This window comes from Novosphingobium sp. AP12, assembly GCF_000281975.1.
GTDB lineage: Bacteria > Pseudomonadota > Alphaproteobacteria > Sphingomonadales > Sphingomonadaceae > Novosphingobium.
In genome coordinates, this window is record NZ_AKKE01000069.1 from 43,318 (window position 1) to 58,209 (window position 14,892).

Here is a 14,892-nt window from a genome sequence, read left to right on the forward strand (position 1 = left end):
AACGACACGTTCATCTGACGTTGTGGATCAATGAACGAAGAGCGGCGTTACCAGATCATTCCACGCTACCAATGAGGGCACACTCCCATGCGTAAAATCATTCTCGCCGCCACCATGATGGCACTCACCGCTCCCGCCATGATGGCCGTTTCCGCTCCCGCCGAGGCTCGCGACAACCGAAAGTATCACCGCACCAACGACGGCGTTCGCTACTGGAAGGGCAACGACGGTCGCTATCGCTGCAAGAAGAACAACGGCACCACCGGCCTGCTGGTTGGCGGCGTTGCCGGCGCTCTTGCCGGACGCGCTGTCGATACCCGCGGCGACCGTACCGTCGGCACCCTGCTGGGCGCCGCGGGCGGTGCAGTCCTCGGCCGCGAGATCGATCGCGGCGGTTCGAAGTCGCGCTGCCGCTGACACCTGCACAGTCCCCTGAGAGAGAGGCGCGCCGTTCCCCTGCGGCGCGCCTTTTTCGTTTGGGCGTCGCAATTGCGCTCCGGCGGCCGGTAGCAGATGCCGCGCCGCGGCGATCCGAACCTGCCGCCAGCTGGCGGGCCTTTCCTACTCCGGCCGGCTATGCTCCAAGGGGAACCATGGTTCAGTCACTCGTTTCTCAATCATTTACGCCTTGCACCGCCCAGCATTCGGAGGCCGTCCCGGGGCTCCGCGCCGTTCTCCCAGGACTGTGTAAACCGTGTAAACCTTGTCGCCTTGTGATCACCGTGGACGCGGCTCGATGAGCGAATTGCAAGGCCGCCCCGCCATGCTGGTAACCGGCGGCGCCAAGCGGATCGGCGCCGCGATCGCCCGCGCCTTCGGAGACGCGGGCTGGCATGTCGTGATCCATTACGGCCGCTCGCAGGCGCAGGCCGAAGAACTGGCCGCCGATCTGCCTTCCGCCGAAATCGTCTCCGCCGACCTCGACGACTGGGACCAGGGGCCTGCGATGGTCGAGGCGCTGGCCACGCGGCTGGGCGACTGGCGCGTGCTGGTGAATTGCGGCGGGGTGTTCGACATCGACAGCGCGCAGGCGCTCGACCCGGCGATCTTCACCTCGGCCCTGCGCGTCAACGCGGCAACGCCGGCCCGGCTCGGCCAGGCGTTCCTCGGCCATGCGCGGGCAGCGGGCGGGCGGAGGCTGATCCACGTCACCGACCAGAAGCTGGTCAACCCGAACCCCGATTTCTTCTCCTACACCATGAGCAAGCACGCGTTGTCCGCGACCATCCCGATGCTTTCGATGGCGCGCACCGACGAACGCGACCGCGTCTACGGCATCGCGCCGGGCGCCATCCTCGCCAGCCACGACCAGACCGAGGCCGAGGCCGAAGTGTCGCACCGGATGAACCTGCTGGGTCGCCGCGCCACCGCGCAGGACGTGGCCGGGGCGGCGCTGTTCCTCGCCGGCGGCTGGTTGGCGAGCGGCGAGACGCTCTACGTCGATTCGGGCCAGCACCTGACCGCCCAGCCGCGCGACGTCCTGTTCCTCGCCCGCCAGTAACATGCAGGAAACGAAAGGGTCTCTCCAAGTTTTGTGCATTTTGCAACACAAGACCCCTTGCGGCCCGGCGCCTACCCCCGCAGAAACCCTCAATGGCAATCCTTGACCGCTTCCTCGAGCGCGGCGTCCGCCGCGGCGTCCTCGAGGTCCTCCGTCCCGATGGCAGCCTTCGCCGCTTCGGCACCCCGCAGGAGGGCTTCCCGCAAGTCCGCATCCGCTTCACCGACAAATCCGGCGAACGCCGCATCCTCAGGGATCCCAGGCTGGGCGCGGCCGAGGCCTACATGGACGGCCAGCTCGTGGTCGAGGAGGGCGACATCATGGCCCTCATCGAACTGCTGCGGGGCAACAAGCCATGGGACCGCGGCGGCACCTTCGACGAAATATCGCCGCTCAAGAAAGTGGGAGCCAAGGCGCTCACCCTGATCGACGGCATCAACCGCGCCGCCAGTGCCAAGGCCAACATCGCCCACCACTACGACGTCGGCAACGACCTCTACCGCCTGTTCCTCGACACCGAGCACATGCAGTATTCCTGCGCGTACTGGCCCAGCGAAAACATCACGCTGGAGCAGGCGCAGAGCGCCAAGCTCGCCCACATCGCCGCCAAGCTTGCGCTGGAGCCGGGCCAGAAAGTGCTCGACATCGGCTGCGGGTGGGGCGGCATGGCGATCTACCTCGCAAAGAACTGCGGCGTCTCGGTCAAGGGCATAACGCTGAGCGAGGAACAGCTCGCCCTCGCCCGCACCCGCGCCGCAGAGGCCGGCGTCGCGGACCGCGTCGACTTCGAGCTGATCGACTATCGCGACCTCGCCGCCCGCGGCGACAAGTTCGACCGCATCGTCTCGGTCGGCATGTTCGAGCACGTCGGCCAAGCCCAGTTCGGCCGCTTCTTCCGCGACTGCGCGAACCTGCTCACCGACGACGGCGTGATGCTGATGCACACGATCGGACGAATGGGCAGCCCCGGCTCGACCGACGCCTTCACCCGAAAGTACATCTTCCCGGGCGGCTACATCCCCGCCCTCAGCGAGACCTTGGTTGCCAGCGAAAAAGTCCGCCTGATCGCCACCGACATCGAGACGCTGCGTCTCCACTACGCCCTCACCTTGCGCGAATGGTACAAGCGCTGCGTCGCCAACAGGGACGCCATCGTCGCCCTCATGGACGAGCGCTTCTACCGCATGTGGATATTCTACCTAGCGGGTGCGACGGCGGCGTTCGAGAGCGGCGGCATGTGCAACTACCAGATCCAGTACACCCGCAGCCGCCACGCCCTGCCCCTCACCCGCGACTACCTGGCGGAAGCGGAGAAGCAACTGCCCGGCGAGTGATGCGCATTGCGATCCGGCGGCGCACCTGCTAGCCGCGCGCCCAACCATTCACCGCCCATTCTCGCGGAGCCGTTGCCCATGTCCGACACCATCAAGAAGGTCGTCCTCGCCTACTCCGGCGGCCTCGACACCAGCGTCATCCTCAAGTGGCTGCAGGTCAACTACAACTGCGAAGTGGTGACCTTCACCGCCGACCTCGGCCAGGGCGAGGAACTAGAGCCCGCGCGCGCCAAGGCCAAGCTGATGGGCCTGCCGGACGAGAACATCTACATCGACGACCTGCGCGAGGAGTTCGTGCGCGACTTCGTCTTCCCGATGATGCGCGCCAACGCCCGCTACGAGGGCGACTACCTCCTCGGCACCTCGATCGCCCGCCCGCTCATCTCCAAGCGCCTGATCGAGATCGCCCACGAGACCGGCGCCGACGCTGTCGCCCACGGTGCCACCGGCAAGGGCAACGACCAGGTCCGCTTCGAGCTCTCCGCCTATGCGCTCGACCCGAACATCAAGGTCATCGCCCCCTGGCGCGAGTGGGACCTGACCAGCCGCACCGCCCTCATCGCCTGGGCCGAGCAGCACCAGATCCCCGTCCCCAAGGACAAGCGCGGCGAGAGCCCGTTCTCCACCGACGCCAACCTCCTGCACACCTCCTCCGAGGGCAAGGTGCTCGAGGATCCATGGGAGGAGACGCCGGACTACGTCTACTCGCGCACCGTCAACCCGGAAGACGCGCCCGACGTGCCCGAATACATCACGGTCGACTTCGCCAAGGGTGACGGCATCGCACTCAACGGCGAGGCCATGTCGCCCGCCACCCTGCTCACCGCACTCAACGAGCTTGGCCGCAAGCACGGCATCGGCCGCCTCGACCTCGTCGAGAACCGCTTCGTCGGCATGAAGTCGCGCGGCATGTACGAGACGCCGGGCGGCGAGATCTACGCCCGCGCCCACCGCGGCATCGAGCAAATCACGCTTGACCGCGGCGCCGCTCACCTCAAGGACGAGCTCATGCCCAAATACGCCGAGCTCATCTACAACGGCTTCTGGTTCGCCCCGGAGCGCGAGATGCTGCAGGCCGCGATCGACCACAGCCAGGCCCGCGTTAACGGCACCGTCCGGCTCAAGCTCTACAAGGGCTCGGTCTCGGTCGTTGGCCGCAAGAGCCCCGATTCTCTCTACTCCGAACGCCACGTCACTTTCGAGGACGACGCCGGCGCCTACGACCAGAAGGACGCGGCGGGCTTCATCAAGCTCAACGCCCTGCGCCTGCGCCTGCTCGCCCAGCAGGGCCGCTAGAGTCTTTCCGATAGCTTAACCGCATCAGGCGGCCCGTTGCCAAAGCGCGACGGGCCGCTTTTGCATGGGTAGCCACCGGGAACCCGCGCCTTTAGGACTCCCGCATCGTCAACGACGAAGTGGGGCATTCTTGAAACTCCGGAACTCAGGCCACCTGGCCAGCCGACTGTCGGCGCTTTGCGCTGCGACTGTCCTGACCCTCGCGGGTCCTGTCCAGGCCGATTCCGGTATTCTCGCGGTCAACGCCACTGTCGCCCCAGAAGTTCCCGTCTCCATGCTGCCGACCCCCGCCGCCCCCTCGCTGGAGCTCGACATCGAGCCCATCGCCGGCGGCGTCGCCAGCTACTACGGCCGCCATCTGGCCGGAGCGCGCACCGCCAGCGGCCAGCGTTTCAACCCCGACGCGCTCACCTGCGCGCACCGCACGCTCGCTTTCGGCACCAAGGTCCAGGTGACCAACCCGGCCAACGGCGAGAGCGTCGTCGTCACCGTCAACGACCGCGGGCCTTTCCACGGCAACCGCGTGATCGACCTGTCGCATGCCGCCGCCGAGGAAATCGGCATTCTCGGCAAGGGCAGCAGCAAGGTCGAACTGGCCGTCCTCAACGACTGATCGGCCCGGCCGGATTTCTCGATGTAGGGGAAAAGTGTCGGCCGGCGCAGCTCGGGAGGGGTGGGGGAAGCGCCGCGCCGGCCTTCACACCTGATAACGGCGAACACGCCCGGGCGTTCCCGGACCCCATCACTTTCTGCCCAGCCGCTCCGCGCCGTCGACGAGCCGTGAGGTTTACACGGTTTACACGGTCCAGGGCGAGCACTCCCGCCCCCTCTCCGGCCCCCGCCGCGCCCGGCCCGCCGAGCGACTTGTATTCCATCTCCCCCGCCAGCAGCGCATCGACGCGGGCGAAGGCGCGCGACTGCCAGGCGTCCCAGCGCGCCGCGCTCGTCTGGTGGAGGTCGGCGCGCTCCGGCGCGGGCGGATAGTCCGGCGCCTCGGCGTCCGGGTCCGCCGCGACCGCCCGGTCGATCGCCTCGACCGCATCGAGCCACGCGCCCCGCACCTCGATCCAGCCGGGCCCGGCACTCGCCTCCAGATAGTCCGCGCGGGCCGGCGGCAGCGCGCCCGGCTCCTGCGCATCCGCCGCGAGCCCGTCCGGCCCCAGCCCCGGGCGCTCCCCCGCGACGACCGCCAGCATCTCGTCGAAGCGGCCGGCGAGCGCTTCCCCCTCGCCCCCGTCGGCCCCCGCCGCGCGGTCGAGCCGCGCGAGGTGCGCCAGCAGCAGCCGCGCATCGTACCTGCGCCGGGTGCCGACCAGCTCGCCGCGAAACCACACCGCCTCCTCGGTCCCGTCGAGCGCGCGCGTCGCCAGCACGTCCTCGACATGCCGGCGCGCCAGCACCAGCGCCGCCTGCCACCCGGCCGCGAACGCAGTGTCGCGCCGCCGCAGCAGGTAGGCCGAAGTCCGGCTCATCCCCACCCGCGCACAGGCCGAGGACACGTCGCCCTTCCCCGCGAGATGATCGAGGAACCGCACCTTCCGTTCCGCATCCCAGGCCGTGTGCGGAGCCCCGTCGCCGCGCGGGACACAATCGTCATCCCGCCGCAGGCCGGGATCGCCGGCGCCCTCGCAAGGACCCGCACCGCGCGGGGCGGCGAGGTCGTCCCCCGGCAACCCGATATCGCGGCCCCCCGGAATCCACCCCCGCCCGAACCGCGACCGCCCCTCCCCGGAACCGAGAGGGAGACCATCCGCAGGTGGAGCGAGCGGCACAGCCCCATCACGCGAGCCATCGTTCATACCGAAACCGCCCAAAACGTCCGTCATCGTCCACCTCGCCCAAGAGGAAAGCCACGAAAACCCAGGGCACGCCGCGAGGGCGCGTCGAGGGGGACGGATATTTATCGCATGTGGGGGTTTGTAGGAAAGCGGGACCGACTGTTAAAAAGGATTTCGCCGCCAAAACCCAGTTAACATGACCCTTCCTCAATACCTTTATGTCCACATTCTAAGGACGAGAAACGTCGCAGACTTCCCGAGCTTTCTCCGGTTCCTTAAGGCCATCGCCGAAGTCTGGGGTTAAGTCTGAGGATTTTTACCGACCCGCTTGCGCTGAAACTCGGGTTAGACTACGTCATGGAAATGGCGACAACGCTCCGAGACTTCATCGCCCAGCGCGAAACCGAAATCAGGGACCAGCAGAAGGCTCTGAAGGCGGAACTGCGCGAGCTTCAGATTGCGAAAGCCGCTCTTGGGGGGCAGGCATCGCCGCCTTCTTCCGCGCCATCTGGGGCCACTGCGACCATCAAAGAGATGGCGAGACAAGTACTCTCAGGCCAAACGAGTGGGCTTAATTCCAGCGGTATTCTCGACGCCATCAAGAAGGAATTTGGTCGCGATATAGAGCGGACAAGCCTCTCGCCCCAACTGAGCCGCCTGAAAGAAGAGGGCGAGCTCATCCTAAACGGCGAAGTCTGGTTCACAACATCGAACTTCAAAACCATTGAGACGCAGTGGGGAAACCCCGCTCCGCCGGTCAACGGGGACTTCGGCTCAGGCTTCGACGACGATTCCGAGATTCCGTTTTGATGGCCGGCTCTGCGTCCATCAAACGAAAAGGGCCGCCCCAACAGGCGGCCCTAGCTTGGCAACCGAGGCGCGCCAACGCCTCGGCTGCCTTTGTTGGTCAACCCTATCCCACTCAGCCGGGAGCACGAGCTAGGAGTATCCCTATGTGGCAAACCGCCTTGTTGAACTAAGCGGACGCCGCGTCCGGGGGCAGACGCCTCCGGCGCGGTTCTTGTTAGCATGCCTAAGATTCATAGGTCAAAGGAACATTAGAAATGGCTGCGAAGTCTGGCGGGAAGCCGCCCTCGAAGTCGCCGACGCCGCGCGACAGCGGCAAGACCCCTTCGTCCATCGCTGGGAAAGCGATGGCCAATGGCGGTAAGCTGTCCAAGACTGAAACTATGACGCTTGCGGCGTCAGTGATGTCGCAGAACCAGAAGCCTTAACCGCGGCTCGCTTAGGCGAGTGTTCTTTAATACGCAGCGTGTGAGTATCGGGAATCACCTCCGATACCTGCACGCTGCCTTCGTCGTATATGGCCCCCATGTTTGCGTTAGGATCGGGCGGGTTTCACGCTTTGTCTTCTTCCGCATCTCCGCGTGGGATCGGATTGAGCCGCACGCACCCCTCTACCACCCGCTGCGCGGGCGGTTCCCCTCCCCGTCGCGGCGCGACAGGGAGGAATAAGCGCGTCACTTCCCCAGCAGCGGCTTCAGGTAGTGGCCGGTGAACGAGCGGGGTTCCTTGACGACCTGCTCGGGGGTGCCGACGGCGACGATCTCGCCGCCGCGGATGCCGCCTTCGGGGCCCATGTCGATGATCCAGTCCGCGGTCTTGATGACGTCGAGGTTGTGTTCGATGACGATCACCGAATTGCCCTGGTCGACCAGGCGGTGCAGCACTTCGAGGAGCTTGCGCACGTCCTCGAAGTGGAGGCCGGTGGTGGGCTCGTCGAGGATGTAGAGCGTCTGCCCGGTGGAGCGGCGCGCCAGTTCCTTGGCGAGCTTGACGCGCTGCGCCTCGCCGCCCGAGAGCGTGGTCGCCTGCTGGCCGACCTTGACGTAGCCGAGCCCGACCTCGTTGAGCATGTGCATCTTGTCGCGGATCGGGGGGACGGCCTTGAAGAACTCCTCGGCGTCCTCGATCGTCATGTCGAGCACGTCGGCGATCGAGTGGCTCTTGAACTTCACCTCCAGCGTCTCGCGGTTGTAGCGCTTGCCGTGGCATTCCTCGCACGTCACGTAGACGTCGGGGAGGAAGTGCATCTCGATCTTGATGAGGCCGTCGCCCTGGCACGCCTCGCAGCGGCCGCCCTTGACGTTGAAGCTGAAGCGCCCCGGCTTGTAGCCGCGCGCCTGGCTTTCAGGGAGGCCTGCGAACCAGTCGCGGATCTGGGTGAAGGCGCCGGTGTAGGTGGCCGGGTTCGAGCGCGGGGTGCGGCCGATCGGCGACTGGTCGATCTCGATGACCTTGTCGCACTTCTCCAGGCCCTTGATCCGGTCGTGCGCGCCCGCGATCACCCGCGCGCCGTTGAGCTGGCGGCTGGCGCCCGCCTGCAGCGTGTCGATGGTGAGCGAGGACTTGCCCGAGCCCGACACGCCCGTCACGCAGCAGAAGGTGCCGAGCGGGAACTTCGCGGTCACCCCGCGCAGGTTGTTGGCGCGCGCGTTCTCAACCGTGACGAAGCTGCCGTTGCCCTTGCGGCGCTTCTTCGGGACCTCGATCCGGCGGGTGCCGTTGAGATAGGCGGCGGTGAGGCTGTCCTTGGACTTGAGCACCTGCTTGAGCGTGCCCTCGGCCACCACCTCGCCGCCGTGGACGCCGGCGCCGGGGCCGAGGTCGACGATGTAGTCGGCGGTGCGGATGGCGTCCTCGTCATGCTCCACCACGATCACGGTGTTGCCGAGGTCGCGCAGGCGCTTGAGAGTGACGAGCAGCATGTCGTTGTCGCGCTGGTGCAGGCCGATGCTGGGCTCGTCCAGCACGTAGAGCACGCCCGAGAGGCCCGAGCCGATCTGGCTGGCGAGGCGGATGCGCTGGCTCTCGCCGCCCGAAAGCGTGCCCGAGGTGCGGTCGAGGTTGAGGTAGTCGAGCCCGACGTTGTTGAGGAAGCCGAGGCGCTCGTTGATCTCCTTGAGGATGGCCTTGGCGATCTGCTTCTGCTGCTCGGTGAGCTTGGCTTCCAGCTCGCCGAACCACGCATAGCCGTCCGACACCGAGAAGCGCGCGGCATCGGCGATGTCGCTGCCGGCGATCTTGACCGACAGGGCCTCGGGCTTGAGGCGCTTGCCGTGGCAGGTCTCGCAGGGCTGCGCGGTCTGGAACTTGGTCAGTTCCTCGCGCATCCAGGCGCTGTCGGTCTGGATCAGGCGGCGGTTGAGGTTGCCGATGACACCTTCGAACGCCTTGTTGACGGTATATTCCTTGCGCCCGTCCTTGAAGGTCAGCGGCACGGCCTTGCCGCCGGTGCCGTAGAGGATGACCAGCTGCACTTCGCCCGGCAGCGCGTCCCACGGCGTCGTCAGGTCGAAGCCGAAGTGCTTCGCCAGGCTGGAGAGCACCTGCATGTAGTAAGGCGAAGGCGGGTTCGACTTGGCCCAGGGCACGATCGCGCCCTGCTTGAGCGTCAGGTGCTCGTTCGGCACCACCAGCTGGGGGTCGAACAGCAGCTTTTCACCCAGGCCGTCGCAGGCCGGGCACGCACCCTGCGGCGCGTTGAACGAGAACAGGCGCGGCTCGATCTCCTCGATCGTGAAGCCGCTGACCGGGCAGGCGAACTTCTCAGAGAATACGATGCGGTTGGCGGGCAGCCCCGCGCCCTTGAGGTTGGTGCCCGTCGCGTCCTCGTCGTCGCGGCCGGGGACGTTGCCGTCCGCCATGTCGGCATAGGCCAGCCCCTCGGCCAGCTTGAGCGCCTGCTCGAAGCTGTCGGCAAGGCGCGTCTGGATGCCGTCCTTCACCGCGATACGGTCGACCACGACTTCGATGTCGTGCTTGTACTTCTTGTCGAGCGCGGGCGCGTCCTCGATCGCGTAGAATTCGCCGTCGACGCGCACGCGGGTGTAGCCCGCCTTCTGCCACTCGGCGAGTTCCTTGCGGTATTCGCCCTTGCGGCCGCGCACCACGGGGGCGAGCAGGTAGAAGCGCGTGCCCTCGGGCAGTTCCATCACCCGGTCGACCATGTTGGAGACGGTCTGCGCCTCGATCGGCAGGCCGGTGGCGGGCGAATAGGGAATGCCCACGCGCGCCCAGAGCAGGCGCATGTAGTCCCAGATCTCGGTCACCGTCGCCACGGTCGAGCGCGGGTTGCGGCTGGTGGTCTTCTGCTCGATCGAGATGGCGGGGCTGAGGCCGTCGATATGCTCGACGTCGGGCTTCTGCATCATCTCGAGGAACTGGCGCGCGTAGGCGCTCAGGCTCTCGACGTAGCGGCGCTGCCCTTCGGCGTAGATCGTGTCGAACGCCAAGCTCGACTTGCCCGAGCCCGAAAGCCCGGTGATGACGATCAGCTTCTCGCGCGGGAGCGCGATGTCGAAGCCCTTGAGGTTATGCTCGCGCGCACCGCGCACTGTGATGTGGGTGAGACTCATGGAGGCGGTATGTTCCAGATTTGTTCGCGGCCATCAAGTGGCAGGCGCCGATTTCGCTAGTCCCATAGATGGGCGCGGATGGCGTCATGACAATGGCTGCGCGCACAAGGTGTGTCCGCCGGGCGCCTCCGGGGAGTGCCCCGCAGCCGTGCGTATTGCGCCCGATACTAAGTCCATAGTATTCGACTCGGCCGGGTGGGAGAAATGGCGTGGCGGAGTCGAAGGAACTCAAATCAACCGAAGTCGGCGATCCCAATGAGCAAGGAACAGCTCCTAAAACAGAAGAGCAAAAACCGGAACGCCGCGCCGACTCTTCTCCGCCCATTTCCAGCGCGAAACGCATCATCGCCTTTTCGGACGGCACCGGAAACAGCAGCGGCAAGCTGTTTCGCACCAACGTCTACCGGCTTTACACGGCGCTGCGGCTTGGCGAGGTCACCATGGCCAAGCCGCAGATCGCCTACTACGATAACGGCGTCGGCACCTCGAGCATACGGCTCTTCGCGGTGCTGGGCGGCATCTTCGGGCTGGGGCTCAAGCGCAACCTCGCCGAACTCTACTGCTACGTCTGCCGCAACTACAACGCGGGCGACGAGATCCACGCCTTCGGCTTCAGCCGCGGCGCCTTCACCATCCGGCTCCTCGTCGCGCTCATCTGCGAGGAAGGCATCATGCCCTACAAGGACGAGCGCGAACTGAAGCGCAACTGCGCCGACGCGCTGCGCCGCTTCCTCGGCCACAACCTGCCGGACCGGTTCGGCCTGCTGTTCCTCGTCGTTCGCGGCGTGCGCGACCTGTTGATCCGGGGCTGGCGCGGGATGCGACATCAGGACTTCAACCAGCAGGCCGCGCACCGGCCCGACATCGAGTTCGTCGGGGTGTGGGACACCGTTGCCGCCTATGGCGGGCCGATCAGCGAACTGACGCGCGGCATCGACCAGTACGTCTGGCCGCTGACGATGACTGACTACATGCTCAACCGGAAGGTGAAGACCGCCCGCCACGCCCTCGCGCTCGATGAGGAGCGCGACAGCTTCTGGCCGCTGCTGTGGGACGAGGTGGCGGAACAGCGGCCGATCGCGGAAATCACCGAAAAGCTGGACAAGGCACTCGCGAAAAGACGGTCGGTCGATCCTGCGCTGAAGGACCTCCAGCAGGCACTGGCCGACAAGCTGCCGATCGAGCAGGTCTCGCTCAGGCTCGAGAAGGCGCTGGAGACAAAGCAGCCGGTCGAAGGGCTGCTCAAGGAACTGCAGCGGGCGCTCACGGAACGGCAGCGCATCGACGCCCTGTCCGACGACGAGCGCAAGGCACTGGTACGGGCGCCCCGTCTCAAGCAGGTGTGGTTCTGCGGGATGCATTCGGACGTGGGCGGCGGCTATCCCGACGACAGCCTCGCCTACGTCTCGCTCGACTGGATGATGGCCGAGATCGGCGACCGGCTTGAATTCATCCCCAGCGAAAGGCTGCGGATCGCCGAGTTCGCCAACCCGCTGGGGCCGATGCACGATTCCCGGTCCGGCGTGGCGGCGTACTATCGCTACCAGCCGCGCAAGATCTCGGCGATGCTCCACCCGCGCGCCGGGGACTCGATCACGCTCGACGAGACGCGGGTCCTGCGCGACCCCACCATCGGCGAGAAGCCGCACCGGCCCCAGGGCCTGCTGCTGCGCTGCCTGATCCACCGCAGCGTGGTCGAGCGCATCGCGGTCGGCAACGACAACTACGCCCCCATCGTCCTGCCCGAGACGTTCGAGGTCGATGCGCTCCAGCCCGCCACCGACCCGAGGGTCCGCGCCGCCATCGCCAATGTCGAGGACCCGAAAATCGCCGGTCCGCGCGTACAGGTCCAGGAGAACCACTGGGACCTCGTGTGGGTGCGGCGCGTCGGGTACTTTCTGGTCGTCGCGGTTTCCCTGCTGCTGGTCATCGCGCCGCTGCGCAAGGATCGCGTGCATATCCCCAACCCGGAGAATTTCTGGCTGAACTGGGTCGACGGCACGTTCACGTGGATCGGCGGCTTCGTCCCCGGCTTCCTGAGCCCATGGTATGTCGCGCTGACGCAGCACTGGGCGGAAACGCTGGTGATCCTCCTGGTGCTGTTCGCGATGAGCCAGGTGATGGTCGGCCTCGAAGCCACCCTGCGCGACCGCATGCGGGTGCTCTGGTGGGATTCGGTCGATGGTATCCCCGCCGACACGCCGGAGCCGTCCGGGCTGCGAAAGTTCCGTAGCAGCTACCGTTACCAGCGCACGCTGCAGCGCTGGAAATGGGACGTGATGCCCGGCCTCACCGGCGGGGGCATCCTGCTCGCCGGGGTCTATGCGCTGGCGGTGGTCGGGGTCCAGGCGGCCCTTTACTACAAGGAAACGGTCGGCACCTACTGCTCCGGCAAGTCGCCCGGCCCCGCCACCATGGGCACGGGGCAGCTGCTCGACGCGTCGCAGACATGCCTCAAAGTGGTGCAGACGAAGCCGGTCGAAACGACACAGCCCCGGACGGAAGCCAACGCCGCCGTCCCCGTCCAGGTGAAAAAGGGGAAGCGCTACTTCGTCTTCATCGAACCGCTCACGCCTTCAGCCACGCCGTGGAATGACGGGCCGAACATCCGGGTTCCCGCCGAAGGTAAGGCGACCTTCAACCTCGACTGGAAACAGTTCGGCTTGATGGCCCTGTCGGCGGGCTTCCGCCGCGTCGGCACCGCCCGCTGGCTCGAGCCCGTGGTCCAGATCCGCGACGTGAGGGAGGACAAGGCGATCCTCTACGACCGGGCCGTAGTCCAGCAGCTCGAGTTCGGCGGCGATGCCCTCTGCTACTCCAGCCCTGGAAAGCGCACCGTCGGCTCCTTCAAGGCGCGCAAGTCCGGCCAGTTGTTCCTGTTCCTCAACGACGTCGCGCTTCCCGGCCTGAGGCCAGACTTTTTCTACAACGGATACAAGCGCGCCCAGAACGCCGGTAATGCGTGGGTTCAGGTCTATCCCGCCGAAGAGATGGCAGGGTTCAACAAGAAGTGCCCCGTCGTCGTCACAGAATGACCCCGGCGAAAGTGGCGATCGCATGGAGCACGATCGCGCCCGCCACCAGAGTACCGGCATAGCGGATGGCGCCTGCGCTGTCCGGTGCGGCGCGCGGCAGGTCCGCCTGCTCCAGCCGCGCGGTGGCGGCGCGGATCAGGCGCGGCGCGTCGGCCGAGAGGCGCGACAGTTCCAGCAGCACCGCCTCCATCTGCCCCGGCGCGGCAAGCCGCGTCAGGCGCGAGGCGACCAGCCGCCCGCGAAGGCCGTTCAGCGCCTCCGAAAGATCGAAGCCCGGCGCGATGCCCGACAGCACCCCGTCCATAGTCACCATCGCCTTGAAGATCAGCACGAGGTCCGGCGGCAGCACCAGCCCCTCCTTGCGCAGCAGTGGGAAGAAGTCGGCGACCATCGCGTTCAGCACCAGCGCCCCGCTCCCATGCCGCGCGACGAGGCGTTCCGACGCGGTCAGCAGCCGCTCGCGCGGGACTTGGCCCGCCTGCGACCACAGCGCCAGCATGTCCGCCACGCCGCCGGGATCGTTGCCCCGCAGCGAGAGGATGAAGGTCAGGAACTCGTGCTGGCGGCGCGGCGAGACGAAGCCCACGGAGCCGAGGTCGAGCAGGGCCAGCCGGTCTCCCTCCCCCGCAGACGGCAGGCACAGCAGGTTGCCGGGGTGCGGATCGGCGTGGAAGCGCCCGTTCACCAGCACCATCTCCAGCACCAGCTGCGCGCCGAGGTCGGCGATGGCGTCGGGGTCGATCCCGGCAGCGCGCAAGGTGGCGGGATCGCGCGGGGGGATGCCGTCCACATAGTCCATCACGAGCAGCGCGTTCGACGTGTATTCCCAGTGGATCGTGGGCACGACGACGCGCGCCATGGGGGCGAGGTCGGCGCGCAGCATGTCGGCGTTGCGGCCCTCGTTGGTGAAATCCAGCTCGTCGAGGATCTCGCGGCCCAGCTGCTCTATCATCGCGCCGGGCATCATCCGGCGCACCATGTCGCTGCGCGCCTCGACCAGCGCGGCGAGATGGCGCAGCAGGCGCAGGTCGGCCTCCATCGCGCGGCGGATGCCGGGGCGGCGGATCTTGACCACCACCTCGCGCCCGTCGTGCAGCGTGGCCCGGTGGACCTGCGCGATCGAAGCGGCGGCGAGCGGCTCGGTGTCGAAGCGCGCGAAGGCGGTCTCGGGCGCCTCACCCAGCGCGGCCTCCACGGCGGGGCGCAAGTCCTCGAACGGCAGGCGCGGGGCATCGCTCTGGAGCTGCTCGAAAGCGGCGATCCACTCGTCGCTCAGCATGTCGCGACGGGTGGCGAGGATCTGGCCGAGCTTCACGTAAGTCGGCCCCAGCGCCTCCAGCGCGCGCCGGGTGCGGGTGGGCAGGTCGGCATCCTCGCGCGCCGCCTCGCCGCCTAGGCCAAGACGCGCCAGCAGCGAGTCCAGCCCGAAGCGGGCGATCACCGCGCTCACCTCGGCCATGCGGGCGCGGTCGCGCGCGGCGACGGTCATCGTCTGCAGGATCGTGGGCATCGGGTCTCCTTCGGTCGCGGGAGAAAGCGGCGGCACCCGCGCCCGGTTCCGGCCATGCT

Annotated in this window: 11 protein-coding genes; 8 read left to right on the forward strand and 3 right to left on the reverse strand. The window is 67.0% G+C overall.

The features are described 5' to 3' along the window. Positions 1-87 precede the first annotated feature (87 nt). The 5 genes from PMI02_RS12275 (at position 88) to PMI02_RS27975 (ending at position 4,744) form a co-directional block, all read left to right on the forward strand. Positions 88-417 carry a glycine zipper 2TM domain-containing protein gene (locus tag PMI02_RS12275; protein WP_007683054.1) on the forward strand — a complete coding sequence of 110 codons (330 nt, stop codon included), beginning with the start codon at positions 88-90 and terminating at the stop codon, positions 415-417. Between the two features lie 319 nt (positions 418-736). Beyond that, positions 737-1,501, forward strand: coding sequence for an SDR family oxidoreductase (locus PMI02_RS12280; RefSeq protein WP_007683055.1), 765 nt, complete (start codon positions 737-739; stop codon positions 1,499-1,501). 92 nt (positions 1,502-1,593) lie between these two features. Continuing rightward, on the forward strand, positions 1,594-2,835 hold the full coding sequence (locus tag PMI02_RS12285) for a cyclopropane-fatty-acyl-phospholipid synthase family protein (protein ID WP_007683057.1): 1,242 nt from the start codon (positions 1,594-1,596) through the stop codon (positions 2,833-2,835). 78 nt (positions 2,836-2,913) lie between these two features. Beyond that, positions 2,914-4,131 carry an argininosuccinate synthase gene (locus PMI02_RS12290; RefSeq protein ID WP_007683059.1) on the forward strand — a complete coding sequence of 406 codons (1,218 nt, stop codon included), beginning with the start codon at positions 2,914-2,916 and terminating at the stop codon, positions 4,129-4,131. A gap of 274 nt (positions 4,132-4,405) precedes the next feature. After that, the gene (locus tag PMI02_RS27975) at positions 4,406-4,744 is read left to right on the forward strand and encodes a septal ring lytic transglycosylase RlpA family protein (protein WP_007683062.1); all 339 of its coding nucleotides are present in this window, start codon (positions 4,406-4,408) and stop codon (positions 4,742-4,744) included. Here the strand turns inward: PMI02_RS27975 and PMI02_RS25885 are convergent. After that, positions 4,734-5,666, reverse strand: a complete 933-nt coding sequence (locus PMI02_RS25885; protein ID WP_157222497.1) for a hypothetical protein — start codon at positions 5,664-5,666, stop codon at positions 4,734-4,736. The genes PMI02_RS27975 and PMI02_RS25885 overlap by 11 nt on opposite strands. A 606-nt stretch (positions 5,667-6,272) precedes the next feature. Here PMI02_RS25885 and PMI02_RS12305 point away from each other — a divergent pair. Together PMI02_RS12305 and PMI02_RS27115 are read left to right on the forward strand one after the other, a co-directional pair. Further along, positions 6,273-6,719 carry a hypothetical protein gene (locus tag PMI02_RS12305; RefSeq protein WP_157222498.1) on the forward strand — a complete coding sequence of 149 codons (447 nt, stop codon included), beginning with the start codon at positions 6,273-6,275 and terminating at the stop codon, positions 6,717-6,719. Positions 6,720-6,973: 254 nt separating this feature from the next. Next, positions 6,974-7,144, forward strand: coding sequence for a hypothetical protein (locus PMI02_RS27115; protein ID WP_007683068.1), 171 nt, complete (start codon positions 6,974-6,976; stop codon positions 7,142-7,144). A gap of 246 nt (positions 7,145-7,390) precedes the next feature. Here the strand turns inward: PMI02_RS27115 and uvrA are convergent, their stop codons facing one another. Then, the gene (gene uvrA / locus PMI02_RS12310) at positions 7,391-10,288 is read right to left on the reverse strand and encodes an excinuclease ABC subunit UvrA (RefSeq protein WP_007683070.1); all 2,898 of its coding nucleotides are present in this window, start codon (positions 10,286-10,288) and stop codon (positions 7,391-7,393) included. 209 nt (positions 10,289-10,497) lie between these two features. Here uvrA and PMI02_RS12315 point away from each other — a divergent pair, with 209 nt between their 5' ends. Then, on the forward strand, positions 10,498-13,323 hold the full coding sequence (locus tag PMI02_RS12315) for a DUF2235 domain-containing protein (RefSeq protein WP_007683072.1): 2,826 nt from the start codon (positions 10,498-10,500) through the stop codon (positions 13,321-13,323). Here the strand turns inward: PMI02_RS12315 and PMI02_RS12320 are convergent. Continuing rightward, the gene (locus tag PMI02_RS12320; RefSeq protein ID WP_007683074.1) at positions 13,313-14,833 is read right to left on the reverse strand and encodes an AarF/ABC1/UbiB kinase family protein; all 1,521 of its coding nucleotides are present in this window, start codon (positions 14,831-14,833) and stop codon (positions 13,313-13,315) included. The genes PMI02_RS12315 and PMI02_RS12320 overlap by 11 nt on opposite strands. Between the last annotated feature and the right edge of the window lie 59 nt (positions 14,834-14,892).